General features: G+C 43.8%; 27 protein-coding genes and 1 tRNA gene. 6 read left to right on the forward strand and 22 right to left on the reverse strand.

Going from position 1 to position 25,711, the window contains the following annotated elements; genetic code table 11:
- Positions 1–110: 110 nt before the first annotated feature.
- Positions 111–1,010 (forward strand): 1-aminocyclopropane-1-carboxylate deaminase/D-cysteine desulfhydrase, encoded by a 900-nt coding sequence (locus tag BCU12_RS20395; RefSeq protein WP_102406181.1) that lies wholly within the window; start codon positions 111–113, stop codon positions 1,008–1,010.
- 22 nt (positions 1,011–1,032) lie between these two features.
- A complete protein-coding gene (locus BCU12_RS20400; protein ID WP_102406183.1) occupies positions 1,033–1,302 on the forward strand; it encodes a DUF1496 domain-containing protein in 270 nt (89 codons plus the stop codon).
- A 118-nt stretch (positions 1,303–1,420) separates the two neighbouring features.
- Here BCU12_RS20400 and fruA read toward each other — a convergent pair whose 3' ends face one another.
- The 3 genes from fruA to fruB are packed head-to-tail and all read right to left on the reverse strand — an operon-like array spanning position 1,421 to position 5,329.
- Positions 1,421–3,172, reverse strand: coding sequence for a PTS fructose transporter subunit IIBC (gene fruA / locus BCU12_RS20405; RefSeq protein WP_102406185.1), 1,752 nt, complete (start codon positions 3,170–3,172; stop codon positions 1,421–1,423).
- Positions 3,169–4,155: a 1-phosphofructokinase gene (pfkB, locus tag BCU12_RS20410; protein ID WP_102406187.1), complete on the reverse strand. Its 987-nt coding sequence runs from the start codon at positions 4,153–4,155 to the stop codon at positions 3,169–3,171. The genes fruA and pfkB overlap by 4 nt, the downstream gene beginning before the upstream one ends.
- 10 nt (positions 4,156–4,165) lie before the next feature.
- On the reverse strand, positions 4,166–5,329 hold the full coding sequence (fruB, locus tag BCU12_RS20415; RefSeq protein ID WP_102406189.1) for a fused PTS fructose transporter subunit IIA/HPr protein: 1,164 nt from the start codon (positions 5,327–5,329) through the stop codon (positions 4,166–4,168).
- A 291-nt stretch (positions 5,330–5,620) separates the two neighbouring features.
- On the opposite strand from fruB, the gene cra reads away from it, so the two are divergent.
- Positions 5,621–6,601: a catabolite repressor/activator gene (gene cra, locus BCU12_RS20420; protein ID WP_102406191.1), complete on the forward strand. Its 981-nt coding sequence runs from the start codon at positions 5,621–5,623 to the stop codon at positions 6,599–6,601.
- Positions 6,602–6,742: 141 nt separating this feature from the next.
- Here the strand turns inward: cra and arsJ are convergent, their stop codons facing one another.
- From arsJ to BCU12_RS20445, 5 genes are all read right to left on the reverse strand, one after another.
- Positions 6,743–7,969: an organoarsenical effux MFS transporter ArsJ gene (gene arsJ / locus BCU12_RS20425; protein ID WP_102406246.1), complete on the reverse strand. Its 1,227-nt coding sequence runs from the start codon at positions 7,967–7,969 to the stop codon at positions 6,743–6,745.
- A 118-nt stretch (positions 7,970–8,087) separates the two neighbouring features.
- Positions 8,088–8,579 carry a cyclin-dependent kinase inhibitor 3 family protein gene (locus BCU12_RS20430; RefSeq protein ID WP_102406193.1) on the reverse strand — a complete coding sequence of 164 codons (492 nt, stop codon included), beginning with the start codon at positions 8,577–8,579 and terminating at the stop codon, positions 8,088–8,090.
- A 12-nt stretch (positions 8,580–8,591) separates the two neighbouring features.
- Entirely contained in the window at positions 8,592–9,593 is a 1,002-nt protein-coding gene (locus tag BCU12_RS20435; RefSeq protein WP_102406195.1) for an ArsJ-associated glyceraldehyde-3-phosphate dehydrogenase, read from the reverse strand.
- A gap of 40 nt (positions 9,594–9,633) precedes the next feature.
- Entirely contained in the window at positions 9,634–9,975 is a 342-nt protein-coding gene (locus BCU12_RS20440) for a metalloregulator ArsR/SmtB family transcription factor (protein ID WP_102406197.1), read from the reverse strand.
- Between the two features lie 347 nt (positions 9,976–10,322).
- A complete protein-coding gene (locus tag BCU12_RS20445; protein ID WP_102406199.1) occupies positions 10,323–11,192 on the reverse strand; it encodes a LysR family transcriptional regulator in 870 nt (289 codons plus the stop codon).
- 116 nt (positions 11,193–11,308) lie between these two features.
- Here BCU12_RS20445 and BCU12_RS20450 point away from each other — a divergent pair, with 116 nt between their 5' ends.
- Complete coding sequence (locus BCU12_RS20450) at positions 11,309–11,728, forward strand: DoxX family protein (protein ID WP_102406201.1); 420 nt, start codon at positions 11,309–11,311, stop codon at positions 11,726–11,728.
- A 12-nt stretch (positions 11,729–11,740) separates the two neighbouring features.
- Positions 11,741–12,421, forward strand: coding sequence for a glutathione S-transferase family protein (locus BCU12_RS20455; protein WP_102406203.1), 681 nt, complete (start codon positions 11,741–11,743; stop codon positions 12,419–12,421).
- A gap of 301 nt (positions 12,422–12,722) precedes the next feature.
- Here BCU12_RS20455 and BCU12_RS20460 read toward each other — a convergent pair whose 3' ends face one another.
- The 4 genes from BCU12_RS20460 to BCU12_RS20475 form a co-directional block, all read right to left on the reverse strand.
- Complete coding sequence (locus BCU12_RS20460) at positions 12,723–13,196, reverse strand: hypothetical protein (protein ID WP_133153906.1); 474 nt, start codon at positions 13,194–13,196, stop codon at positions 12,723–12,725.
- Positions 13,197–13,459: 263 nt separating this feature from the next.
- Positions 13,460–13,547 (reverse strand) — tRNA-Ser (locus BCU12_RS20465).
- 145 nt (positions 13,548–13,692) lie between these two features.
- Positions 13,693–14,142 carry an L-alanine exporter AlaE gene (locus tag BCU12_RS20470; RefSeq protein WP_102406207.1) on the reverse strand — a complete coding sequence of 150 codons (450 nt, stop codon included), beginning with the start codon at positions 14,140–14,142 and terminating at the stop codon, positions 13,693–13,695.
- 237 nt (positions 14,143–14,379) lie between these two features.
- Complete coding sequence (locus BCU12_RS20475) at positions 14,380–16,803, reverse strand: hybrid sensor histidine kinase/response regulator (RefSeq protein ID WP_198599401.1); 2,424 nt, start codon at positions 16,801–16,803, stop codon at positions 14,380–14,382.
- Between the two features lie 127 nt (positions 16,804–16,930).
- Here BCU12_RS20475 and BCU12_RS20480 point away from each other — a divergent pair, with 127 nt between their 5' ends.
- Positions 16,931–17,500: a UPF0149 family protein gene (locus tag BCU12_RS20480; RefSeq protein ID WP_102406211.1), complete on the forward strand. Its 570-nt coding sequence runs from the start codon at positions 16,931–16,933 to the stop codon at positions 17,498–17,500.
- A 153-nt stretch (positions 17,501–17,653) separates the two neighbouring features.
- On the opposite strand, the gene BCU12_RS20485 is transcribed toward BCU12_RS20480, so the two are convergent.
- The 10 genes from BCU12_RS20485 to cydX form a co-directional block, all read right to left on the reverse strand.
- On the reverse strand, positions 17,654–18,679 hold the full coding sequence (locus BCU12_RS20485; RefSeq protein WP_102406213.1) for an ion channel: 1,026 nt from the start codon (positions 18,677–18,679) through the stop codon (positions 17,654–17,656).
- Positions 18,680–18,793: 114 nt separating this feature from the next.
- Complete coding sequence (nadA, locus tag BCU12_RS20490) at positions 18,794–19,855, reverse strand: quinolinate synthase NadA (RefSeq protein WP_102406215.1); 1,062 nt, start codon at positions 19,853–19,855, stop codon at positions 18,794–18,796.
- Between the two features lie 181 nt (positions 19,856–20,036).
- Positions 20,037–20,813 carry a tol-pal system protein YbgF gene (ybgF, locus tag BCU12_RS20495; RefSeq protein WP_102406217.1) on the reverse strand — a complete coding sequence of 259 codons (777 nt, stop codon included), beginning with the start codon at positions 20,811–20,813 and terminating at the stop codon, positions 20,037–20,039.
- A gap of 29 nt (positions 20,814–20,842) precedes the next feature.
- A complete protein-coding gene (gene pal / locus BCU12_RS20500) occupies positions 20,843–21,382 on the reverse strand; it encodes a peptidoglycan-associated lipoprotein Pal (protein WP_102406219.1) in 540 nt (179 codons plus the stop codon).
- Positions 21,383–21,413: 31 nt separating this feature from the next.
- Positions 21,414–22,766 (reverse strand): Tol-Pal system beta propeller repeat protein TolB, encoded by a 1,353-nt coding sequence (tolB, locus tag BCU12_RS20505; protein ID WP_102406221.1) that lies wholly within the window; start codon positions 22,764–22,766, stop codon positions 21,414–21,416.
- 19 nt (positions 22,767–22,785) lie between these two features.
- Complete coding sequence (tolA, locus tag BCU12_RS20510; RefSeq protein ID WP_102406223.1) at positions 22,786–23,832, reverse strand: cell envelope integrity protein TolA; 1,047 nt, start codon at positions 23,830–23,832, stop codon at positions 22,786–22,788.
- A 13-nt stretch (positions 23,833–23,845) separates the two neighbouring features.
- Positions 23,846–24,289: an ExbD/TolR family protein gene (locus tag BCU12_RS20515; RefSeq protein ID WP_102406225.1), complete on the reverse strand. Its 444-nt coding sequence runs from the start codon at positions 24,287–24,289 to the stop codon at positions 23,846–23,848.
- Between the two features lie 2 nt (positions 24,290–24,291).
- Complete coding sequence (gene tolQ, locus BCU12_RS20520; RefSeq protein WP_102406226.1) at positions 24,292–24,975, reverse strand: protein TolQ; 684 nt, start codon at positions 24,973–24,975, stop codon at positions 24,292–24,294.
- Complete coding sequence (gene ybgC / locus BCU12_RS20525; protein ID WP_102406228.1) at positions 24,965–25,396, reverse strand: tol-pal system-associated acyl-CoA thioesterase; 432 nt, start codon at positions 25,394–25,396, stop codon at positions 24,965–24,967. The genes tolQ and ybgC overlap by 11 nt, the downstream gene beginning before the upstream one ends.
- A 201-nt stretch (positions 25,397–25,597) precedes the next feature.
- Positions 25,598–25,705 carry a cytochrome bd-I oxidase subunit CydX gene (gene cydX, locus BCU12_RS20530; RefSeq protein ID WP_000270285.1) on the reverse strand — a complete coding sequence of 36 codons (108 nt, stop codon included), beginning with the start codon at positions 25,703–25,705 and terminating at the stop codon, positions 25,598–25,600.
- Between the last annotated feature and the right edge of the window lie 6 nt (positions 25,706–25,711).

Below are 25,711 nucleotides of genomic sequence, written 5' to 3' on the forward strand. Positions count from 1 at the left end.
CGATGAACCTTTTTTTATTCTTAGCGATTCAGTGCTGTTAAAACATTCTACTTAGAAAATCACTACCTAAATTGATATAATCAGACCATCTCCCAAATCTAGATTTAGCGATGATTTTAAATAGCTCTCCCGTCACACAACATAGCTTTCAAAGCATCGAGTTTTTCCTAAAACGCGATGACAAACTGCATAGCCAATTTAGTGGCAATAAGGCGAGAAAATTCAAACAGCTTTTAAGTAACGAAGACGCGACCATCACCACCCTGATCAGTTATGGCTCTGCGCAAGCTAATTCACTAAATTCTCTTGCCGCTCTGGCGCTTATCAAAGGCTGGCAATTGGAGTTCTATGTTGATCGTATACCCAATTGGCTAAAGAAAAACCCAATAGGAAACTATCGCGGCGCTTTAGATATGGGTGCTAAGGTTATCCCTGTCAGTGAACTCTCAGACAACAATATCCACCCTCGTGATTACATTGAAACCGTTCGCCAACCCACGGCCGATTGTCTATTTGTGCCAGAAGGTGGTCGTGCAGCCATGGCAGAATACGGTGTAAAGGAGTTAGCGCAGGAGATTCTGCACTGGAGTAAATACGATTCAGAACGTAATTACCTGGTGGCTTTGCCGTCTGGAACAGGCACAACGTCCTTATATTTGAGTAAACACCTTAAGCCCCATGGCATTGATGTCGTTACGTGTCCATGTGTCGGTGGAAAAGAATACCTAACTGAACAATTTCTTGAATTAGAAGCGGAGTCTCATCCTCAAATTTTGACCTTAGATGAAAAGCATCATTTTGGTAGGCTGTACCAAGAAGACTATGCTATTTGGCAACAATTGCTCGAGCAAACATACGTTGAGTTCGATTTGCTCTATGATCCTTTAATGTGGCGCAATTTATTGCAGCATCGACACAAATTCGAAGACAAAACTCTCATTTACATCCACCAAGGTGGCATTTTAGGCAATGAAAGCATGCTGCCTAGATACCAAAGAAAATGGGATTAGGTCACTACTCAGGAGAACGGCTATGAAGAAAGTATTACTGATAATCGCAACACTCACTATTGCATCAGCGAATGCCAGTGCCAATGTGATTTCAACCCCTGGGAAAACAATTATTGCAGTGGATGGCGCGAGTGCCGCTAAACGTGTTTGCTACTACCAAGATCAGGCATACTCACTGGGTTCTATTCTACAGGTAGGTGAACACTACATGGTGTGTAAAGAGGTCAATGATTTTGAAACTAACGGTGCTTTAAGGTGGTTTCCCTTAGAAGGCAAGGCCAAAGACAAGTAAGAGACAATTAGAGTGTAATGGAAAAAAGCGCTACCTATTCGCTAGGTAACGCTGTGATGCATCTTCCGGGGGACATCAAACATTCAAACTATTAATATTCAAACTATCAACATTCGAACTAAGCGGCTACCGCTTCTTTTTGCTGCTCTTTCTGTTTCAAGAACGCGTACCCAAAGCCTGTTACCGCTGTGCCAGCCGCAATAGCAACGAGGTACATTAAGACCGGTGAAATTGCTCCGGGAATAAGCAGTACAAACAAACCACCGTGTGGTGCCATTAACTGAGCACCAAACAACATAGAGAGCGCACCGGTTAACGCACCACCCGCCATACACGCAGGGATAACACGCATTGGGTCTTTCGCTGCAAATGGAATCGCACCTTCTGATATAAAGCATAGCCCTAATACAAATGACGCTTTACCCGCTTCTCGCTCACCCGCTTCGAACTTGTCTTTTGCTAACCACGTTGCCAAACCCATACCCAGAGCTGGCACCATACCTGCTGCCATAATCGCTGCCATTGGTGCGTAAGTTTGAGAAGCAAGCAAACCAACGCCAAAGGTATAGGCCGCTTTGTTGATTGGTCCGCCTAAGTCAAAACACATCATCGCACCAAGAATCACGCCCAGTAATACTGCATTCACCGATCCCATGTTGTTTAGGAAATCCGTCATTGCCGACATGATTCCAGACACAGGACCACCCACGATGTAAATCATCACCAAACCAGTGAATAAACTCGCAACGAACGGAATGATCAAAATCGGTTTGAGTGCTTCCATTGACTGAGGCAGCGACACTTTATCTGCGATCAATTTGGCTGAGTAACCAGCGATGAAACCGGCCGCGATGCCACCTAAGAAACCTGCACCCGTCGAACTCGCAAGCATACCGCCAATGAGACCGGGAGCTAAGCCGGGTCTATCTGCGATTGAAAAGGCAATAAAACCAGCCAAGACAGGAATCATTAAGGCAAATGCAGAACCACCACCAATCGTCATCAATGCAGCCGCGAGTGTTCCTTCTTCCTGAAACGCCTCGATACCGAAGATAAACGAAATCGCAATGATCAAACCACCGGCAACAACGACAGGCAGCATGTGAGACACCCCTGTCATTAGGTGTTTGTATGCGCCCTTCTTCTCTTCAGTCGCAGGCGTATTCGCTGATTGACCGCTGTTCTGGTAAGGCTTCGCTTCTTGGAATGCTTTGTTGATCTCTTGCTCTGTCTTCTTTAACGCCAAGCTAGTACTGGTTTTGTAGAGAGGCTTACCATTAAAGCGCTCAAGCGGAACCTCAATATCGGCGGCGATAATAACCAGATCAGCTTGTTCAATGTCTTCCGCCGTTAATTGGTTTTTCGCTCCAACCGAACCGCGAGTCTCTACTTTAATCTCATGACCAAGCCTTACGCTCTCTTTTTCTAGCGCTTCTGCCGCCATAAAAGTATGAGCAACGCCCGTCGGACAAGCAGTAATCGCGACGATCTTCTTCGCGGAACTTTGACTGCTCTTATCGCTACCATTGCCTAGCTGTACGCTTGTTGATGATTCTTTGGTTAACTCTGTCGCGTTTTTCACCGCGGAGGTTAAGAAAGAGACGCTGTCTTCAATACATTGAGAAAGCTCTGCTTGGTAAACACGCTTCCCAATAAACTGCGTGGTATCAACTGGCGTGCTAGCAACAATCACAACCACTTCCGCATCCGCAATTTGCTGTTCCGTTAATGTCTTCGTTTCTACAACACTAGAACGACACTCTATGTAAGCATTGTAGTTGAGTTCTGCTGCCGCTTTTTCCAGTAAGCCAGCCGCAATCACGCTGTTGGCAACACCACTTGGACAAGCGGTAATGATGGCAATATTCATAATGTTGACCCTTTTCCTTGTTGGCCTGATAGCAATTGCTTCTGGCTTATCGTATTTATTTGAGTTTGTTGCTGTAGAGTTTGTAACTGTTCTATCGATGGTATTCCCACGCCAACCTGCGAAACGGCTAATGCTGAAAGCGCAGTCGCAAATTGAAGCAAATCGGTTTTATTCATGTCTTGCATATGGCCCCAGCACAAGCCAGCCACCAATGTATCGCCGGCACCAACAGTGCTTACCACGTCCATTTTCGGTGGTTTGGCGTGCATCCATTGCTCTTGGTTTAGCCACATCACGCCCTCAGCTCCCATTGAAACGACAATGTTTTCAATGTTCTTGTTGGCTAATGTCTCTGCTGCCGTCATACACTCATCAAGCTCTGTGAGATTCTTATCCAGTAGCTGTGAAAGCTCTTCTTCATTGGGTTTTATTAACCAAGGTTGAGAGTTAATCCCTTCAGCTAACGCCTCTCGACTGCTATCGAAAATGACTTTCTTACCTAGGGAACGAAGCGTTTCAATCCAGCTTGCGCACAGTTCTGGAGAAATTCCCGGTGGCAGGCTGCCCGCAATCACGAAATAGTCATGCTCAGTAGCAAGTGAAATCAACGTTTGTTCAAAATCCTTTATTGCCTCACCTGTTACTTTTACGCCTGGGAAATTGAGGTCACTGACCGCACCTGATGATTCAACCAGCTTAACGTTAATGCGCGTCGAGCCAGAAACTCGGATGAAAGCGTCTTTTGCTCCTAGCTGTTCAAAAAGTTGGCAAAAAAGTTCTTGATTGTCTGATCCCAGAAAGCCGGTGACCGTCACTTCAGCGCCTAGCTCTGAAAGCACCTTCGCGACATTCACGCCTTTTCCTGCCGCGTGAAGCGATCCTTTTTCGACCAGGCTTACACTGCCAGTATTGATACTTGGGAGATGACCTGTGAGATCGAGCGCTGGATTCAGCGTGATCGTGACTACTTTTTTCGTACTCATCGTCATTCTCCTACCCTTCACCCAAGCCAGATTCAATCGCTTGACCAATCGACTCAATGGCTTGCTGAGCATCAGGGCCATCAGCAACAAACTGAAGAGTGAAGCCGTGTTTAACGCCAAGAGAAATCACTTTCATTAGGCTCTTAGCGTTCACTTGAGCACCATCTCCGTCGAGGTTTGAAACCTTGATTGTGGATTCAAATTTCTTCGCCTCCGCGACAAGCATGGCACCCGGTCTAGCATGCAAGCCATGGGCATTTTTAATCTTAAATTCAGCGCTATACGAATCAACGCTATCACTCACAGCACTCGATTCTGAACCCTCTGCTTGAGGCTGAGCTTCACTACCCGAGAAAAACTCAAGCAGTTGAGATTGCGACATAGTTGTCAGTGAGGATTGCTGCTTATTAAACACAAGATCGGTCAATTGCTTCAGCGCGTCTTGGTGAAGCTGATTACACACAGAAATTGCAACAAGTATCTTTACTGGTGAGCCGTTTGAATAAAATTCGGCTGCCGAACTCACAATCGCCATGGCGGTTTTCTTGACCGCTACTGCACTGCTTGTAAGCCAAACGCCACCACCTAGGTGTGTTGGGCTTTTTGCAATCACATCGGCGACGGTTTCAGCCTCAACACAACCTTGATTTCGTAATAGCCCACTCGCGACGGCGCACAGTTGAATCATATCGGTGGCAGGAAACTCAAGTTGAATAAGATCAGGTGTAAAGACTAAACCGCTTTGAGCATTGCCGTTCAGAATGTCGATCAATTGCTGTTTGGACGTGGCTTGCTTGAGCTGGTCTTCAACCTCATCACCTGACAACACGTTAGTGAGTTGTTTCAAGATGCCAAGATGCTCGTCTGACTGTGCGGCAATGCCTATCGCCATATAAACTATGTTGCCCTCTCCCCACTCAATACCTTGTGGGAAATGATGCAAAGAGACACCAGTTTGAGTGACTAAGTGGCGAGTTTGAGTCGTGCCATGAGGGATCGCAATGCCATTACCAAGGTAGGTCGAGTTTTGAGATTCACGCGTCAACATGCCCGCTTCATAGCCACTCTTGACGAAACCTTTATGGGCTAAATCCGTTGCAATTGATTTAATGGCTTCTGTCTTATCAGCAAAAGACTGATTCAAAGTGATGTCATTCGTTGTCAATGTAAGCATAGCTACTTGCCTCGGTTCAATGCGATAAGGCCGCATGTATTCTGTTATTGGTTTGCTTAACTGCTGAATCGATTCAGCAGTTAGTTAAAAAAAACCGACATAAAGCGTGTTCCTTCTTTATGTCTTAGGAGTAAAACAGAGCTCAATAAGTGACAAACTTCATTGTTTAGACTTTTTTGAACGTTGCTGAATCCTTTCAGCTTTTATACTGAATCGATTCAGCTTATAATTCAAGCTTAGAGCAACGCTAATAATTATAAATATGATCAATGGCACAAAAAAGGATCCGCAATGACGTTAGATGAGATTGCAAAAATAGCTGGAGTATCCAAAACAACGGCAAGTTACGTCATTAATGGCAAGGCACAGAAATATCGCATATCGCAAAAGACCCAACAGAAAGTCATTGCGGTTGTTCAAGAGCATAACTACCGCCCAGACCATGCCGCTTCCTCTTTGCGTGCGGGTAATAGTCGATCATTTGGCCTCATCATTCCGGATCTAGAAAACACCAGTTACGCACGTATTGCCAAAATTTTAGAGCAGAACTCACGTAAAGCAGGCTATCAGATTTTAATTGGCTGCTCAGACGATGACCCTGAAACGGAAAAAAAAGTTGCCGATGCGCTCGTTTCAAGACGCATAGATGCGCTTTTCGTCGCGAGTGCCCTACCTGATGCCAATGAGTTTTATCTGTCGATTCAACATGCGGGCACGCCCGTTATTGCGATTGATAGACCTCTCGATGACGAGCATTTTGCTTGTATTGTGAGTGAAGACTTTAGCGCAGCTCTTGAACTCACCAACTCTGTCATCGATGCAAAGACGAAAACCGTCGGATTAATCGGGGCCCTCCCTGACTTGAACATATCCAAGGAGCGTCAACTCGGTTTTGAATCCGCTGCAAATACAAATGGCGTGAAGACAATACTAGGCTACGGGCAACACTTTAACCGGCAAGACGGCTATGAGCAGATAGAGCAATGGATTCAAGCTAATCAGGTTCCAGATGCTATCATCACCACCTCATATACACTTTTAGAGGGCGTTCTCGATATGCTATTGGAACGTCCTGAACTGATGAACCAAATTAAGCTGGCTACGTTTGGTGATAACCGCTTGTTAGACTTTTTACCGATCAAGATTAATTCACTGCCACAGCAATTTGATTTGATTTGCGACAGCGCTTTAGAGCATGCCCTTAACGCGTCACAAAAACGATATAGCCCAGGTGTTGAACTCTTTTCAAGAAAAATTGTGGTTAGAACTTAAATCACAGGAACGGGTTAAACACACACTAATGTGATACCAATAGAAGTAGACAAGTATTCTTCACCAAAACAAAAAGGGCTGCACCGTTTATCAATTCGGTGCAGCCCTTTCTTTATGCATCGCTTTGACTTTTATTCCGTTTTAACTTTGAAAAGAGTTCGCGTCGACGATTTTAGGTAATCTTATCGAAATAAGAGTCGTTAATACCAAGAATGCAAATGCCACCCACAAACACGCAGCAAGACCGGCCATTTGGAATACCCATCCAGACAAAATCGTACCAATCAAACGCCCCATTGCATTGGCCATATAATAGAAACCCACATCAAGCGAGACCCCATCCCCTTTTGCGTAGCTCACAATAAGATAAGAGTGTAATGAAGAGTTCACCGCAAAGATGGCGCCGAACAACATTAGGCCGCCGATGATCGCAATTTCTGGTTGCCAACCCACCTGAACCGAGTACGCGATCCCCGCTGTCACAATGGCCAAAGCGCCAGCCCACTTTAAAGCAGCGCGACCATCCGGCACTTTGCCTTCCGCTTTACCCGTGATCTTCGGTGCAACGCCTTGAACAAAACCATACGCAATGGTCCAAGCCGCGAGAAAGCCACCCACCCATGAATGATCCCAACCAAACACGCTGCCGAGATAAATAGGCAGAGCAATCACAAACCACACGTCACGAGCACCAAACAGGAACATACGAGCCGCTGACAGGATGTTGATGGATTCAGACTTAGAGAATATCTGTTTGAATTTCGGCTTGTTTTTCGCCTTACCCATGTCTGCTTCTAGGCTCATAACACTGCCAATGAACACGAGTGTTAATACAGAGGCCATCGCAAGTACAGCGAACTGAAAACCAATGGTAGACAGCAGCAAGCCACCAATAAAGAATCCAGCCCCTTTCAATGCATTCTTAGAGCCAGTCAGTATCGCAATCCACTTGTAAAGCGCTCCTTGCTGCTCATCAGGCACTAAGGTTTTGATTGAGCTTTTGGCACTCATCTTGTTGAGGTCTTTAGCGATACCCGACAACGCCTGCGCCGCCATTACCCAAGGAATGGTCAACATCGCGCTTGGTACTGCGAGCATACCCAAAGCTATCACTTGCATCCCTAATCCAATATTCATGGTTTTGTTGAGGCCAAGCCGCGCACCTAACCAACCACCGACAAGATTAGTCACCACGCCAAAGAACTCATAGAACAGGAACAGTGAGGCGATCTCTAACGAACTGTAACCAAGGTCGTAAAAATAGAGAACCACCAACATTCGAAGCGCGCCATCCGTGATGGTGAAGTTCCAATAGTTGAACGTCACCAGCATGTACTGACGAACACTTTTACTTAAGTTTGCAAACATAGGGATTGAGAACATAGTCATTTCTACTCATCACAACAAAAGAGCTTTTGGTCTCACTGTATTGAAGTAAGAAATCCCAAAAGCTCTTTATCTACTATTAACCGAACATCAGATTCGCTTAAGCAGACGCTACCGCATTAATGTAAGTCACTTGTACTGGCTTGGTGAACGCGCCAGGGCGAAGTGCTTGAACTTCACGAATTACATCGTCTAACTTCCAGCCTTTTTCTAGAAGCAAGTGAGCAGCAAATAGACCAGTACGACCTGAACCGCCCATACAGTGCATAGCAACCTTTCCACCATTGTCGACGATCTTATGCAGCTCTGGGCTTGCTGCTTTCCATTTTGAAGCAAACTCAGCGCCTGGTGCGCAGTCATCTTCAATCTCGATTTGGAACCACTGCATACCTAAAGCTTGGGTTTTTGCGCCAAGTTCAGAAACGTTCTTGCTTGCTAATTCATCACTATCAAGGGCAGTCACAATCGCTTCCACACCTTGCTCTTTTAACTGTGCAAGCGAAGCGTCAAGGTCTGCGTCTTTCGTGCCTGGGCAAGGAGTCAATACTAATGCACCAGCGTCTAAATCAAGTTGCCATGTAGGGTGTGTCATTTTCATCATTCCTTATGCTAAGCCAACGGTGCGAACAAGTTCAGCGGTACGCGTTGCGTAGCCCATTTCGTTATCGTACCAAGCGTAGATTTTAACCATGCGCTTACCCACCAACATCGTTGATAGAGCGTCTACAATCGTTGAACGTTGGTCGCCTTTGTAATCAATAGAAACCAGTGGACGATCTTCAAAGCCAAGAATGCCTTTTAGTTCATTCTCTGACGCTTCTTTTAGCAACGCATTCACTTCTTCAGCCGTGGTGTCTTTCTTAACCTCAAAAATGATATCGGTCAGTGACGCGTTCGCTAGAGGTACACGTACTGCATGGCCATTGATGCGATTTTCAAGCTCAGGGAAAATCTCAACAATCGCTTTCGCTGAACCCGTTGTGGTTGGAATTAGGCTCATGCCACATGCACGTGCGCGACGCAGGTCTTTGTGGGGCGCATCTAAAATGGTCTGAGTATTGGTCAGATCGTGAATCGTAGTAAAGGCGGCGTTCTCAATACCCAATTTCTCGTTGATCACCTTAACAACCGGTGCAATACAGTTGGTTGTACAAGAAGCGGCTGTCACTATTTTGTGAACGGCAGGGTCAAAAATCGCGTCGTTGACACCAACAACGATATTAGCAATACCGTCTTCTTTAACAGGTGCAGAAACAACGACACGCTTGACACCTTGCGCCAGGTATTTGTTAAGGAATTCTGTTTTGCGGTGAACACCCGTTGCTTCAATAACCACATCACAGCCCGACCAGTCGATAGCATCGATATCGCGCTCTTGCGTTGTGTGGATACGTTGACCGTTAATGATCATGTCGTCACCTTCAGCCGTTACCGAATGGTTCCAACGCCCTTGCACAGAATCAAACTCTAAAAGGTGAGCAAGCGTTGCGGTGTCTCCCGCGACGTCATTGATTTGAACAAACTCTAGCTCTTGCCAATCAAAAGCAGCGCGAAGTGCTAGACGGCCGATACGGCCAAAACCATTAATACCTACTTTAACTGTCATTTTCTTATCTCTCAGTTAGTGGTGAAACGTAAATTAGTCATTAGACGCAACATGTTGGGCGCGAGTCCATAGACTCTAAGCGCGCAATGTCTTGCTGATATTCAGTTTTCAAACAGTTAGATGCGATAAGATCATCAATCAACTTTAGCATCCAACCGGGTAAATCTTGTGATAGCCGATAAAACACCCACTGCCCTTGGCGTACATCAGTCAAAATGCCGTTTGAACGCAACTGCGCAAGATGGCGTGAAACCTTTGGCTGACTTTCTTGCAATGCCTGAGTCAACTCACCAACCGATAAGCACTCATTGCGAACTATCAACATTAAGCAACGCACTCGCGTTTCATCGGACAGTAATTTAAAAAACTGGTGAGGTAGCATTTGTTTATACTCATATATGGATATGCGTATATATTAACTAAAAAATGAAAGACGTCAATCCCCGATTTAGACTGTCATAAATGTTTAACAGAACAAAGTGGGAAGCTAAGGCAAAGCGATGATGGATATGAATGACAGATAGGTAAAACGAAAAAAGGCCTGACCTAGACAAAATGGCGAAATATCTAAGCCATCAAGATAAGGATTGAAATTTCGTTTTTTTCCTTAATTACATAACGCCCTATTGAGCAGTGGAAATAGTTGACTATAATCGCGAAGCGATGGCCAACTATTTATTATCAGTTTAAACAACTTGTGAAATTTTATTCCGATGCTTACCTTATAGTTCAGCATGGCCACTCCTGCGAAAAAGCCTTTGTTAAATACTGCATGACCAATTTTATTCTTTCTACATTACGTAAGTCAGGATGTGTTAACAACCATATATTACTCGGCTGACTATCTTGGATAGCAAATAGTTTTATTAGTTCAGGCCGAGATTGATCATCAGGTAAGAAAGCCAACCCTTGACCGGACTCGACAAAGTAAGACATTGCAGTTAAATCATCACAACGAGTTACAACTTGATCAGCAAAGTGTTTGTCTTGCCATATGAATGTCGGTAGTCGACACATACCGCCTGTAGCGCCAATTAAAACATGCTTTGCTAACTCACCTATGTTGTTAGGCAAGCCAAATTTATCTTCATAAGCTTTACTTGCAAATACACTCCAATTGAGAGTACAAACTTGCCTTCCAATCAAATGTTCTGCTGGTGAAGAGGTCGATCTTACCGCGATATCAGCCTGGCGATTAGACATATTAAACTCTTGATTGCTGACCAATAACTCAATGTGAATATCAGGGTATTCGAGATTAAAATTGGTGATATAACGAGGTAAATAACGGTAAGCGATATTATTCGGGGCAGTGATCTTGACTATCCCTTTGGGTTGAATATCCTTACCGATAATATGGCGACGTATGCCATCAAACGAATTTTCAATGTTTAGAGCAAATTCATACAACTCATGCCCCAATGTAGTTAGTTCATAGCGGTTGTTTTTACGTTCAAATAGCTGTCCTTCTATTTCTTCTTCAAAAGCATTCAAACGCCTAAAAACAGTTGAATGGTTAACATCAAGATTATTTGCCGCCCCGGAAAGGGACCCACTACGAACAATCGCCAGAAATACCTTCAATGAATTCCAATCCATGCGCCCCCCCAATCCATTGCAATTGTGCAATATTCACTTGCACATTATGCCAATTGCCGTGCCATCAAGCAATGCCGTACTATGTTCTTACACTCACTAGAACGGAAAAATTAACAATGAAACAACTACTTAATACTGACACAGGAATACTCTTCTTACGCATTTCGCTTGGTAGCGTACTGTTATCACACAGCCTCTATCTTAAAATGATCGTATTTACGTTAGCGGGCACCGCTCAGTATTTTAGCTCAATAGGATTACCTGAAGCTCTTGCCTATATTGTTTTCGTTGTAGAGGTTATCTCTGGTGCCTCACTTATACTGGGGTTTAACACGCGGCTCTTTTCAGCACTTGTTATCCCCATCTTACTTGGCGCTACTTGGGCACATTATTCAAACGGATGGTTATTCACTAACTCAGGTGGAGGATGGGAATACCCACTATTCCTTAGTTTGATGGCTGTATCGCAGCTTACTCTAGGTGGCGGTAGCTATGCCATCACCCCTTGCCTTCAATCAAAACAGATCAAAGCATAAGAGTAACCAACTGTGAAACATCAAACTTTAAATCTCATTAGCCATGCTTTATGCCCATATGTGCAACGTTCAATTATTACCTTAGAAGAAAAAAACATTCCTTTCACCAGAACTGATATTGACCTTGCGAATAAGCCGGCATGGTTTAAACAAAAATCACCATTGGGTAAAGTACCGATTCTAATTGTTGATGACAATCGAGCCTTGTTTGAATCGTCTGTCATTTGTGAGTATCTGGATGAAATAACAGCAAATTCCTTACATCCAAGGGATAGCTTTAAGAAAGCGCATCATCGAGCATTGATTGAGCTAGGTTCCGCCATACTGAACAACACAGCCAGCCTCTACAATGCAAAAGACAAGACGAGTTTTCAAAATATTCATACTGAAATACAAGGACAATTTCAATTTATAGAAAAGGAAATATCTGGTATACCATTTTTCTCAGGAGATAAATTTCATCTGATCGATGCTGTGTACGGCCCCATTTTTAGATACTTTGAAGTGTTTGACAGCTTTACTGAATTGAACACATTTACACATTTACCCAAGTGTCAGCTGTGGCGCAAAGCATTGAGCCAACGCAAATCTGTCAAGCACGCGGTTTCAGAAGATTACTCAGCCCTTTTAATACGGTTTTTAATAAATCGTGATAGTTATATCTCGCAGCTTATTAGACCAGAGAGTAGATAGTAGCTGCAAAATAAAACGCTTACTAGACGGATAATTCAGCTTTTACTTAGTGTCTATCTTGCTCAATGAATATATGCAGCTAATGATATATCAATGATTCGTTTGAAGTTTGAGTAGAGGATTACGGAAAAAATCTGTCTAGTAAGCTAGGTACTGTTCATTAGTTGTCTTGCCTAATTTTGAGTTACAAAACACATCAGATCAAACGCTCTAAGAAGTTTCGGGAAAGAAGTTGCTAGCTGGCAGGCTGACTAAACGCATCTCTGGACAATAGTTTGTTTGTGGCTTTGCTAAATTTGTATTATGAATAACGCCAATAATCAACATCCGCTTTAAAACAAGCTGTAGCCTCAAATATTTGCTTAACTTCTTCAACAGCGAAAGCTCGTCTTTTATCAGCTTTTGATGCCTTAACCCTGTAACGAAACCAGTACACCTCACAAGCTACATGAGCCTTTTCAAAACAACTTGATAGCAATCTAAGCTTCTTCTTTAGAGTTGCATCAGCACACGTCTGAGTCGCTTTCCAGCCCTCAATATGCGACTGCCGAACATCTGCTACCGAAAGTACATCACCATTTACGAGAGCCAAGAACGAACACCATATACTCAGATAATCTTTCTGGTTTTTAATGGAAAAATCACTAAGCACACGTTCGATATCAATCTGGCTAAGTCGCATAGCACCCTCTGCCTGAGTTTCTGAGAACTGAGCATATATTGCTTTAACTTGGTCAATTGTCGAATTAGAGATAGCAAGAATCGAGCGAGCCAACTGTGAGGCTACGCTTACCGCTTCTAAATAGTTTCTGGTTTTAAGACTAACTCTTGGTTGATGGTGCTTACCGTTGGCAAGGATGTTCCAACGAAAGGTGTAAACACCTGTCTTAGTCTGAATGAGATAGTTACATCTACGGGCTGACTGCGCCCTGTCACTCGGTATCTTGCATGATTCCATTTTCGCCTCTATTGTCGCTTTGACAATAGAACCAAATGCTCAAATGTGAAAAAGCCCTGCAAAAGCAAGGCTTTAAAATGTGGCGGTGAGTGAGAGATTCGAACTCTCGATACGTTGCCGTATACACGCTTTCCAGGCGTGCTCCTTCAGCCACTCGGACAACTCACCGTATTGTGTGTTAACGATATGCGTTAACGAGGCGCTAATTTAATGATTCTGCTCTACTTGGTCAAGCGGTATTGGAAAAAAAATCCATCATCGTCGATCAAGTGCTTACTAATTGACATTAAAGCGCATTTTTTCAACACTTCTTTTAAGCTTGTTGGCAATAACCCGGCACTTTAAACCACTTACGACACATATCGAGAAAGTAGCCATACAGTACGCCCATTCCGCAAGATACAACCGCGTTACTTGCTACGGCAGTGACAATTTGATCGGTCGAAGCTCCAACAACGAATAAAATCGCTGCATAAACAGGCGATTGAAACAGCACATACGCGAGTAAGTCAGAAATGTTCTTCGCTAACCCAGAGTCAGAAATATTGCGTCCCTGTCGAAGTACAAAGTCTCGAAAAATACCGTAAGGCCATGCGATCGCAATATTCACCGGAATTGACAGTGTTCTAGAAGCAAGCGACTGTTCAAAAGTCATACCCGATATAAAAATCTCAATGATCATTCCTGAAACGAAACAAAATACAACCATCGCAAATGTATCAGCCGCGGCATGGCGAATACAGAAAGGGGCACGAGCCTTCATCTTTATCCTCTACAAAACTAAAAACTACCTAAATAGCAATAAACAAAAACAATAAACCAGCCCTTTCTTTAAGACTGGTTTATTTCGCTATTAAATCACATAATTTATAGAGATATAGTTCGAAGTTATTTTGATTTGGTAAATAAATAACTAATTTTCAAAGAAAAACCAGAGAGTTAATCTAACAAATGCCACATTGGTCACATTAGAGACTGGCATCCAGTAAAAATATGAAAGTTACTTACAGTATTCAGCCAGCATGACCGTGATAACATCGACGTCTTCATAATTTGGACTCTCCTCGAGCTCCAAGCTTCGTTGAATATTGTTCAAGCGGCGTATCAAGGCAGGATCCTTACAATCATTAAGAGCTTCTAGAATCGTATCTATTGAATCTTTAGCTTTGAAATAATGTTGATTTTCAAGATCGACATAAAGTTTCACTAGCATGTCTTCTGTAAGCGGAGTGGAACTACTATTACGAGCTTCGGGGTGATACTGGTACAATTTTGAAGCATAACGATAGAGAGCATCGTCAAGCTCCGACTCATCGATTGGTTTTGAGATTATGTAGTCAACACCAGCGCCATGCATGCGCTCTCGTGTTTCCTTAAACACATCGGCTGTACAACCGAAGATGAGCACCTGAGCCATCGGCCCACTCATTGAACGAATACCCAAAGTGGCTTCCACACCATCCATCACTGGCATGTGATTATCCATAAGCACTAGGTCATATTGAGTCTGTGCGACGGCTTGTATCGCTTGCTCACCATTTTCGACGCAATCACACGAGAAGCCTTTATTCTTCATAAACGTCTCTATGATGATGGTGTTTGTCCGGTTATCTTCAACAACCAATACTTTGAGGCCATCATAATTAAGTTTGCGATGCACCTGCATTTCGACTGAGCCCGCTTCTGTGGGCTCTATAGACAAAGTGACATCAAAACTAGTACCGATGCCAATCTCACTTGTTACGTCTATGTTTCCGCCGTTCAAATCGACAATTTGTTTTACTATTGCAAGCCCTAACCCTGTCCCACCAAAACGGCGCGTTGTACTTGATTCCGCTTGCTCAAACGGCTTAAATATTCGGCCTTGCGCTTCTTTAGATATCCCTATTCCCGTGTCTCTAACTTTAATTATAAGTTGTACGTCGTTTCCGACTTTTTTCTCTTTCAAATAGACTTCAACAAAGCCACGCGAAGTGAATTTAACGGCGTTATTAATAAGGTTAAAAAGGATTTGCCTCAAACGCGCTTTATCTGCGTGATACCAACGACCTGAAGGGATCTCTGAGTAAACCTTAAATTGAAGGCCCTTTTCTATACACAGCGTGTGATAAACACTGTTTATGCTACCGATGATTGAGTCGATCGGAAAAGCAGTACGGTCAAACTCTAAATGCCCTTGCTCTATCTTAGAGAAGTCGAGTATTTCGTTGAGCAGCGTCATCATATGATCGCCAGAGTCGTACAGGCTGTTTAGGTGCTTTCGTTGAGCAGCGGTGAGATTGTCTTTCAATAAAATCTGTGCAGTACCAAGAACGCCATTCATTGGTGTTCTAATCTCATGAGATAGGGTCGCTAGAAACGCACTTTTTGCCTGAGCTGAGACCTGAGCCTTTTCTTTTTCAGCTTCAATGTAGCCCGTTTTTTGATTAAACGTATCAATCAGCCTGCGAATTTCGTCATGACTGCGATAGTTAACCTCAATGATCCCGCCCTCTTTCGAGTCATCCACTTTTTTAGCAATAAGGATAATGGGCTTGATGAGATAGTGGCTAATCAGGTAGTAACCGATCATCACACACAATAATAAGATAGGTATGATCCCTTGCTCTACGCGAGAGACAAGGTCATAGACTTCATCATTCACCGTTCGCTTGGCGTTGACGACATCAATTGACCAATTAAAACCGCCAAACTGATGACTGCTGATATAAATCGTTTTGGGTTTCTTGAAATTATACTCAGTGATCACATCATTAGACGCGTCTCTAAGGATCACCCCAAGGTTAAACTCCGAAGCATGCCTTCTGACAAAACTGATCAAATTTTCCAGTGACAAATCAACCGTCGCTACCCCAGCAAATTTCCCATCAATATAGTAAGGCGACGTTGCCGTGATCATTTGAACTTGGGTGTAGGCATCAATGTAGACTTCAGACCAAAATACACTGCCACTGGGCTGATTTACTGCGACGGTATACCAAGCCTCATTGTCGTACCCGCCTGCTGAAGCGTTGTTCCAGGATTCTATTTTGTCGACCTTCCCGTCACTGGCTCTATTGTAAAATAGGCTTTTATAAGCAACGTTTCTATCCACGGTGTACGGTTCTGGCCATACACCACCGCTGACAGCAATATTATCTAAGGTATTAAATAGGGAGTACAGGAACCTTTCTTGAACGGACTGAGGCTGATTTGACTCACCCAGGCTCGTAATACTATGAAGAACACCAATTGCGCTATTGAGCGGTTCTTCGACTTGCACAGCCAGAAGGTGAGTCTTTAGATCTAAGTTTCGCTCTAATTTGTCACGAACAGGAGGTTCGACAACGAGATAGCTGACGGTACCAATCGTTGCGATTATAAAGCACAGGTAAACCCCCAGTGCCAAAATACTCTTTCTTTTTAGCGAAGAACTTATTTCCATATAATTACTTGAATTATTTTCTATTTGTTAAAAATTATAGTGAATATATTCTAGCATCAACTCTTTTTCCTTGGTATGTGAGTTGTTACTATAGTAATAATATTAATACCGAGCACTGGTACTCATTTTGACTTTAGAAAATATCCTCTCGTTACCTGAATTTGATGGCAAGCTTTTGAACGAAGCAAAGACACAAGGATTTGTCGCTTCAATGGCCGCTGCACCAAACATCCTACCACCCGAGGAGTGGCTACCATTCTTGTGGGGCGGTGAAGACGTTGCTCCTTTCACTGATGGAGAACAGCTTGAGCGCTATATCGAACTCATTATTCAGATGTGGAACGCTTACCGACCAGCCCTTCTTTCCGGTGAATGGGAATGGCCTCTACTTTGTGAACTTAATGATGAAGATGTCGTGACGAGCCAAACTCGTGACTTTTGTGAAGGTATGCTTCAAGGCTGGCAACTCGCCCGTGATGATTGGGAAACCATTATGCCAGAGCAAAGCGAAGACAATGCCTTGCTTGGTGGTGTGTTGCTCTCTCTAAGCATGCTTTATGATCCAGAAACCTCGTTGGCGACATTGTCTGAACAAGGCATTGAAGGGATGGAGCAATTTGAAGAAATATTTAACGCTATCCCTGTCATGTTATGCGGCCTCACTCAGCGTGGAGTCGCGCTAGTTGAGCAGCAGTAGAGTAAACAGACAAAAATGACTCGATAGCCTTAGGTTACAACGAAATTTCTGTCCTCTAGAAATAGCTAAATGCCTACAAAAGATGTCTCTTTTGTAGGCATTTTTGTTTGGCCCAGATAACCAGAACCCTAGGCTACAGATCGTTACTGCGTTCTATTGCCAGTCAAAGTTCTCGATTCGTTCATCTGCAATGTAAAATAGCTGAGCACCCGCTGGGATGTCTCGTTCCAGTTGAGGATTAAGCTCAATACCGTTACCTATGTCCATGGCAATCAAGGTAGCGTCATGGTTTTTCTTCATAAAGCTAAATACTTCACTCACCTTGGTCTCGTCTTTATCCTTTGGATAATGCGTTGAGTACTGAGTCATACCGCGAGTTGAGGCCAACAACTCTTGATGTAAGACGCTAGAACCAGGATCGACGGCCGCTTTAGCCAACATTTCCGCTCCTACTGCCGGTATACACTCTGCATTAGGGCAATGCTGGCTCAATAGGTCGCTCAGTGCTTCGTCTTTAAAGTACGCCAGCAGATGGGCTTGAGGATTCGTGTTCGCACTGTATAGAGCCGCTGACAGCGTCACATCATCTTCTAAGTTATCTACGATAATGCAGCTCGCTTTATCAAGGTTCACTTTTTTCATTTCAAGTGCATCGGTATAGCTTGTCACTCGAACAAACCCAATCTCACCGGGTAAAGGGTTCTCAATGTCGGAACGACTGCATAATATGATTGGTCTTTTCCCATGCTCTTCATGTTGTAACATCCTAATTAGATGCATTGTTCGCTGGCCATTCCAACCAAGTAGTAAGATGTGGTTTTCCACTCGCATTCTCCGTTTCCCTAATATTCCTGCGCGCCAATATTCAATAGCAGAGCCAGCTGCTCGTCCTAACAATGCCGCAAATAAACTCAATCCACCGGGGATAATAAATAGTACAACCGCCCACTTTCCCATGTCACTTTGAGGAGAAAGGTCGCCATAGCCGACTGTCGATGCAGTGACCATCAAGTAATAAATAAAAGTGGTGAAGCTTTCGGTGAGGGCGTGTTCGCCAGCAATGATAAAAAGCAACCATGAAACCACGACATAGAGAAGTAGCAGTATGACCAAATTACGATTGTTAATTTTAAACAGGCTGGCATTAAGCCATTTTCTTAAATGTAACCAAAGGGTCATCATTGATCCTAATTAATTCCTATTCACCTAGATATAACAGATATGAAAAAGCCAGTCACAAGGACTGGCTTAAATTCTGTGAAATACTTCAATTATATAAGAGGCATAGAGGCACTAAGCGTTACCTTTCACCTTGATATTGAGTTGCTCAGCAAAGTCGAGCATTCGGTTGAGAGGGATTAAAGACTTAACTCTCAGTGCTTCATCAACGAAAATTTCATGTTGCTCGCCACCGTCTCGCAGTGCTTGCTCTATCGCTTTCAGGCCGTTCATCGCCATCCAAGGACAGTGCGCACAGCTACGGCACGTAGCACCAGCGCCCGCTGTTGGAGCTTCAATCAGTTCTTTCTCTGGCACCAATTGCTGCATTTTAAAGAAGATGCCTTTGTCGGTTGCGACAATCAATTTTTGCTGTGGCAGTTCTTTTGCCGCTTTGATCAGTTGACTCGTTGAACCCACTGCGTCTGCGAGTTCGACAACACTTGCTGGAGATTCAGGATGAACAAGAATGGCAGTATCTGGATACAAGTTCTTCATCTTGCGCAGCGCATCGGCTGAAAACTCATCATGAACAACACACTCGCCTTGCCATAACAGCATATCTGCGCCAGTTTGCTTCGCGATGTATGAGCCTAGATGACGATCTGGGCCCCACAGAATAGGTTTATCTTCGCTATCAAGCTGTTCGACGATCTCTAGCGCAATACTAGAAGTCACCACCCAGTCGGCTCTGGCTTTTACTGCTGCAGAAGTGTTGGCATACACCACAACGGTATGATCTGGGTGAGCATCGCAAAATTCTGAAAATTTGTCGGCTGGGCAACCAAGGTCAAGCGAACACTCCGCTTCTAGTGTTGGCATTAAGATGGTTTTTTCAGGTGTCAGAATCTTTGCAGATTCCCCCATAAAGCGAACACCCGCAATGATCAATGTGCTAGCGGGGTGGCGATTACCAAACTTTGCCATCTCAAGTGAATCACCAACAAAGCCGCCAGTATCTTCAGCTAACGCTTGGATTTCAGGATCGGTATAGTAGTGAGCGATTAAAACCGCATCTTTCTCTGCCAGTAACGACTTGATGCTAGCAATATAAGTTTGCTTTTCCGCATCATTCAATGGAACTGGTTTTGGTGGAAATGGATAAATTGTTTCTACAGTATCTAATATGTGGCTCATTGCTTTTGCTCTATGCAACTTCCATGAATCCGAGCATTGTACACCTTAACGACAGTTAGGATCAAAGGAGATTAAGCTCCTTATCCTCACTAAGAGACGTAATAAAAAAGAGGCGAAATATTCGCCTCTTTCAATGTCACTATACAAGTTTAAAACTCAACTTTAATCTAGCAACAATAACTTATAGATTCTTTTCTGCTAACTTTGCAGAGGCACTGTTTGGATATTCATCAACAACTTGTTGATAATATTTAGCGGCTGCCGCGTCATTATTATTTCGTTTTGCCAAATCACCCAGCTTCACCAAAGCATCTGCGCGCTTATTTGAATCTTCATAACTGATTACCGCAGCAAAGCTTTTCACTGCATCCTTATCTTGCTTCTTAGCAAAATAAAGCTGACCTAACCAATAATGTGCGTTGGACGAGAACGATGAATCAGGGAAATCAACTTGGAATTGTTTCAACGCAACGATAGCACCCGCATAATCACGCTCTTTAAGAACGAGATCAACTGCGCTTTGGTAAGCAGCTTGCTCATCAACATTCGCACTGTATGTGCCAGTAGGTTGAGTGCCATCTGTTGCCGCAATCGGTGCTTCTGAGGTCTTAATTTCACCGCGAACTTTATCCAGCTCAATAAATAGCTCACGCTGACGCTGCAACATTTGCTGCATGTCGTAGCTGTTTTTTTCTAGCTGTCCACGAAGCTCACTGATCTCCAGTGACATGTCATCGATTTGCTGCTGCATGTTCAATTGAACACGATTTCGGTTATTTAAAAGACGCTCGAGACGTTGAATATCAGTCTCAGAAGAATTCTGTGATGAAGTAGTTGTGGGTGTTGCTGCTGTAGTAGTACTGCTTAAGTCCGATACTGGAGCTGGTGCAGCGAACGATACGCTCGCTGCACTTGCCAGTAACATCAGCGCAAATACTCGCTTTGAGTTACTGAACATGAGGCTATCCCTCTATTGGCATAAGAGAATTAGTATACTAGAACTGAACGACGGTTCTTAGCGTAGACTTCTTCAGATTGGCCTAGTACTAGTGGCTTCTCTTCACCGTAGCTTACGATAGAGATTTGGTCAGCTTGTACACCAAGCGCTTGTAGGTAGTTTGCTACAGCTTGTGCACGACGCTCGCCAAGTGCGATGTTGTATTCAGGTGTACCACGCTCATCGGCGTGACCTTCTACCGTTACGCTTAGGTCAGAATCTTTGCTTAGGTAAGCAGCATGAGCAGCTAGCATCTCTTCGTAATCACCAGCAATCGTTGCGTTATCGAATGCAAAGTAGATCGTTTGAGTTTCACGTAGAGCCTGCTCTTTAAGCTCTTGCTCTGTTAGCATGCTTTCTGAATCTACTGGTGTTACAACTGTGGTATCTACGTTGTTCTCAGTACCAGAAGTTGCTTGGTTAGTTTCTGAACCCGAAGCGCTTGTTGCTTCGTCGCTAGAACTACATGCTGTCACTGCTAATACTGGAAGAGCAATCAATAGACCTTTAAGAACTTTATTAAGCTGCATTATATTTTCCTTACTAATTAATACTTATTTGCTATAAAAACGGTGACCAAGCAGGGGCTCTTACACGCCCATTTGTTGCCGGTAATCTAGCTTTAAAACGTCCATCTATCGACACCATCGAAAGTACATTCGTTTCGTTGTAGATAGAGCTATAAATGACCATGCCGCCATTAGGTGCAATACTTGGAGACTCGTCAAGCAATGTATTGGTTAACACTTGCATTGCACCAGTTTCTAAATCTTGTTTAGCCAGATTAAATCCTGAATTGCTGCGATTCACCATAACTAGGAATCGACCATCAGGAGTTATTTGCCCACCTAAGTTTTGGCTGCCTTGCCATGTCAGACGGTTGGTCGAACCATCTGCCAAATTTACGTTATAAATCTGTGGCCTACCACCTCTATCAGAAGTAAAGACTAACGATTTTCCATCCGGATGCCAATAAGGTTCCGTATTATTTGATCTGCCGCGGGTAATTTGTTTCAATTTCTTAGATCTCAAGTCCAACGTGTACACCTGAAGGCTACCCGTTTTCGACAATACTAGAGCTAACTGACTGCCATCAGGCGAGAATCTTGGCGCACCATTGTGACGAGGGTATGACGTTACTTTTTCTCGCTCACCAGTGTAGATGTCCATAATGAAGATTTCAGCTTGGCCATTTTGGAAACTCACGTACGCGAGTTTTTTAGCATCTGGAGACCACGCAGGAGACATAAGAGGCTGTTTCGAGCGCAAAACCAAACGCTCATTAAAGCCGTCGTAATCCGCTACGCGAAGCTGATATGGGTAAGGGTCTGTATCTTGAACAACCACATAGGCAACTCGAGTTAAGAACGCTCCCCGCTCTCCTGTTAGTTCTTCATAAACTAAGTCAGAGATACGGTGCGCATATTCACGTAAACGCGGGCCTGGAACCGTCGCTTTTTTGTTAAAAAGGACATGGTCTTTGGATAGTACTAGCTGGCCATCAGAACTCAGCGCTTTACTTTGACCTTGGGTTAATTGCCCACGAACAACGTCAACTAATTGATAATTAATCACATAGTTATCGCCCTCCCCTTGGCTAATCGTGCCTGTCAACAAAGAGTCAACGCCCAGACCAGTCCATGAACTAAAATCAATTTCTGATTCTGAATACGGTGTTTGCGGCATGTTACTTGTGGCTACAGGGCTAAACTTACCACTGCGCTGTAAATCTGATGAAATAACCGCTGAGACATCATGAGGCAATGGTTTAGCACCTTGCCACTGAAACGGGACAACGGCGATAGGCCTTGCTGAATTGATCCCGTCAGTGATAACAAGTTCAAGTGCCGCATTGGCGAACTGAACTGTGCTGGATAGCAGTAACAAACATCCTAAAATTATTCGTTTAAACACGTGTTTTTCCTTAATACGGTTACAGTTCAACGGTCAGGTTTATGTTCTTCAATTGCTCAACAACACTGGGTTGATCAGCGGGTAATGGAAAGGAATCAACCTGAGCAACCGCACGTTTCGTAGCGGAACACAGTCGAGAATCTCCATTGACAATGGAAAGCTTACCTAATAGAGCGCTGTCGCCTGCAGGTATCAAGCGAAGGTTAACTCGACAAGACTTTCCCGTAAAAGCATCCTCTACCAGTAGGTTCTGTTTGATCATTTGCTTATAAATTTCGCCATATCGCGCCGCTTCTGTTTGTGCGAACTTCGATTGCGCAGAAGAGTTACGTTCATTCTCACTCTCCATTCCAGCGAAAATATCGTTGAGCGCGGCTTCTTGTTCTTTGCGCTCTCGTTCAAGCTGCTCTAAACGCGCTTTTTCTTGCCGCGCTTTCTCAGCCGCCTCTTTCGCCGCTTTTTCCTCAGCCAATCGAGCTTGTTCAGCACGCTCTGCTGCGACTTTAGCTTCTTGAGCCGCTTTTTCTTGCACTAGTCTCTCTTGTTCTGCTTTCGCTATCGCCGCTTCTTTAGCAAGGCGCTGCTCTTCAGCTCGCTTAATTTCCGCTTCTTTTACTTTGCGTTCAGCTTCCAATTGTTTGGCTTTTTCGCGTTCTTTCTTAACACGAGCCTCTTCAGCTTTTCGTTCTTTCTCAACTTGAGCGCGCTTCTTCTCGGCTTCACGCGTGGCTTTTGCTTCTTTCGCTTGCTGCTCTTTTAAACGTCGAATGCGGTCTTCTTCTGCCTTACGGTTCTTCTCTAGTTGTTCGCTTTCACGCTTTAATTTATCTAAGCGCTCTTGCTCTTTCTTGGCCGCAGACTCTCGTTGACTACGAATTTTCTGCGCTTGTTGTTTCACCAAATTAGGGTCAATGACCACGGCCTGAACCAATTGCCCACTAGGCTCCGGTTTCGACATATTGAAGTCTGTCCCCCATAACAATGCGACAACCAAGCCAACGTGTATTGCTATTGAAATAACAACCGGGTTTCGATAACTGTTCTTCTTCGATTTTGATTCTTTCATAAGAATGCGGATCTTAATCCCTTATATCCGTTAACAACCCAACTTTAGGGATTCCTGCACGGCTTAGTTCATCAAGTACTAAGACAACATCTGCATAAGGCGTTGCGGCGTCACCACCAACGGCGACGGGTGAATCCGGCTTAATCGATAGTTCCGCTTTCACTCGCACAATAAGGTCTTGTAAAGACACACCACGTTGTACATCTTCATCATTGACGCTTAGGCCTAAGTTTCCATCACGATCTATTTCGACGATGATAAAGCTGCTTTCAGAGTCTCCGGCTAATTCTGACGCAGGCGTAGCGCTCGTCGTTTTCGGTAACTCCACATCAACACCTTGCGTAATAAATGGCGAAGTCGCCATAAATATGATCAGCAAAACAAGCATGACATCGATATATGGCACGACATTGATTTCTGCTGTCATTTTACGTTTTTTAGGTTGATAGCCAGCCATGGTTAATCCCTACCTGCCATTGCTTGACGATGCAAAATACTGTGGAACTCTTCAGAGAATGTCGCGTAATTGTGTTCTAGCTTACCTACATTGCTGCTGAATCGGTTGTAGGCCATCACTGCAGGAATCGCGGCGAACAAACCCATCGCGGTTGCGATTAGAGCTTCTGCGATACCAGGCGCTACCATAGACAATGTTGCCTGCTTTACTTCACCTAAAGCGATGAAAGCATGCATGATCCCCCAAACCGTACCAAAAAGGCCAATGTATGGACTGATAGAACCAACCGTAGCGAGGAAAGGTAAATGCGTTTCTAATTCATCAACTTCTCTTGCAACGGCGACTCGCATAGCACGCCCTGTCCCTTCCATAATGAAAGCTGGAGATTCTGAATTCGACTTACGCAATCGAGCAAACTCGGTGAAACCCGAATAGAAAATCTCTTCAGTACCAGAGATATCCTCTTTTCTCTTTTTAACGTCTTGGTACAGAATCGATAAATCAGTACCAGACCAAAATTTATCTTCAAACGTTTCTGCGTCTTTAGACGCTTTCGATAAAACTTTGCTGCGCTTTATGATCATTGCCCAAGAAGCGACTGACATACCCAACAAGATCAACATAACCAATTGAACTAGAATACTGGCTTCTAGAATTAGCTCTACAAAAGAAATATCAGCAGTCACTTTTAGTTAACTCCAAAGCTATAGATTGAGGCATTGCTTTTGGCCTCATTTTTACATTATCGATACATGCTACCTTAACCGTCGCTTTACACAATATCTTGCCTTCGAGATTTACGATCTCTTGACAGAAACTGAGCGAAGCTTTTTTCTGCTCTGCGACAGTGGTAACTACATTTAGTTGATCATCAAGGCATGCACCTTGTAAGAAATCAATATCAATATGTCGAATAACAAACGCGATGTTATCTTTCAACAAGGTATGCTGTGATACGCCGATACTGCGGAGTAATTCCGTTCTCGCTCGTTCAAAATACTTCAGATAGTTAGAGTGATACACCACACCGCCTGCATCCGTATCTTCGTAGTAGACAGTCACTGGCCAATGAGAAACCAAGGCATCTCGCTGCAAAATAATACCCATTATCAATACAATACTGGATGTACTATAACGCAAGTTATCACTATTAGTACAAGCGCTATCAGTGCTTTTTCTTCCTCGCAGATAAAAAATTAGCGCTGTCTCAAAGAGGCAGCGCTAACTTGAATGTTATTTCATCATTTTATAGCTCAAATTGTATCGATTTATGTCTTTTGAAGCAAAAACACCATCGAGCTCAATTTGTTATTCGCTATCTTTGTCCATCATTTCTGTGTGCTCTAACCAAAGAGCATTGATGATGCCAAATGCACAAGCGAGTAATACGCCTAGAATCCATGCAAAATACCACATAAGTCT

Source organism: Vibrio sp. 10N.261.55.A7, from assembly GCF_002877365.1.
In the GTDB taxonomy this organism is placed as follows: domain Bacteria; phylum Pseudomonadota; class Gammaproteobacteria; order Enterobacterales; family Vibrionaceae; genus Vibrio.

Excerpts from the sequence above, each read along its gene's own strand:
- BCU12_RS20395 (WP_102406181.1), top strand. The coding sequence starts at position 111 with ATGATTTTAAATAGCTCTCCCGTCACACAACATAGCTTTCAAAGCATC.
- BCU12_RS20400 (WP_102406183.1), top strand. The coding sequence starts at position 1,033 with ATGAAGAAAGTATTACTGATAATCGCAACACTCACTATTGCATCAGCG.
- fruA (WP_102406185.1), bottom strand. The coding sequence starts at position 3,172 with ATGAATATTGCCATCATTACCGCTTGTCCAAGTGGTGTTGCCAACAGC.
- pfkB (WP_102406187.1), bottom strand. The coding sequence starts at position 4,155 with ATGAGTACGAAAAAAGTAGTCACGATCACGCTGAATCCAGCGCTCGAT.
- fruB (WP_102406189.1), bottom strand. The coding sequence starts at position 5,329 with ATGCTTACATTGACAACGAATGACATCACTTTGAATCAGTCTTTTGCT.
- cra (WP_102406191.1), top strand. The coding sequence starts at position 5,621 with ATGACGTTAGATGAGATTGCAAAAATAGCTGGAGTATCCAAAACAACG.
- arsJ (WP_102406246.1), bottom strand. The coding sequence starts at position 7,969 with ATGTTTGCAAACTTAAGTAAAAGTGTTCGTCAGTACATGCTGGTGACG.
- BCU12_RS20430 (WP_102406193.1), bottom strand. The coding sequence starts at position 8,579 with ATGACACACCCTACATGGCAACTTGATTTAGACGCTGGTGCATTAGTA.
- BCU12_RS20435 (WP_102406195.1), bottom strand. The coding sequence starts at position 9,593 with ATGACAGTTAAAGTAGGTATTAATGGTTTTGGCCGTATCGGCCGTCTA.
- BCU12_RS20440 (WP_102406197.1), bottom strand. The coding sequence starts at position 9,975 with ATGCTACCTCACCAGTTTTTTAAATTACTGTCCGATGAAACGCGAGTG.
- BCU12_RS20445 (WP_102406199.1), bottom strand. The coding sequence starts at position 11,192 with ATGGATTGGAATTCATTGAAGGTATTTCTGGCGATTGTTCGTAGTGGG.
- BCU12_RS20450 (WP_102406201.1), top strand. The coding sequence starts at position 11,309 with ATGAAACAACTACTTAATACTGACACAGGAATACTCTTCTTACGCATT.
- BCU12_RS20470 (WP_102406207.1), bottom strand. The coding sequence starts at position 14,142 with ATGAAGGCTCGTGCCCCTTTCTGTATTCGCCATGCCGCGGCTGATACA.
- BCU12_RS20475 (WP_198599401.1), bottom strand. The coding sequence starts at position 16,803 with ATGGAAATAAGTTCTTCGCTAAAAAGAAAGAGTATTTTGGCACTGGGG.
- BCU12_RS20485 (WP_102406213.1), bottom strand. The coding sequence starts at position 18,679 with ATGACCCTTTGGTTACATTTAAGAAAATGGCTTAATGCCAGCCTGTTT.
- nadA (WP_102406215.1), bottom strand. The coding sequence starts at position 19,855 with ATGAGCCACATATTAGATACTGTAGAAACAATTTATCCATTTCCACCA.
- ybgF (WP_102406217.1), bottom strand. The coding sequence starts at position 20,813 with ATGTTCAGTAACTCAAAGCGAGTATTTGCGCTGATGTTACTGGCAAGT.
- pal (WP_102406219.1), bottom strand. The coding sequence starts at position 21,382 with ATGCAGCTTAATAAAGTTCTTAAAGGTCTATTGATTGCTCTTCCAGTA.
- tolA (WP_102406223.1), bottom strand. The coding sequence starts at position 23,832 with ATGAAAGAATCAAAATCGAAGAAGAACAGTTATCGAAACCCGGTTGTT.
- BCU12_RS20515 (WP_102406225.1), bottom strand. The coding sequence starts at position 24,289 with ATGGCTGGCTATCAACCTAAAAAACGTAAAATGACAGCAGAAATCAAT.
- ybgC (WP_102406228.1), bottom strand. The coding sequence starts at position 25,396 with ATGGGTATTATTTTGCAGCGAGATGCCTTGGTTTCTCATTGGCCAGTG.
- cydX (WP_000270285.1), bottom strand. The coding sequence starts at position 25,705 with ATGTGGTATTTTGCATGGATTCTAGGCGTATTACTCGCTTGTGCATTT.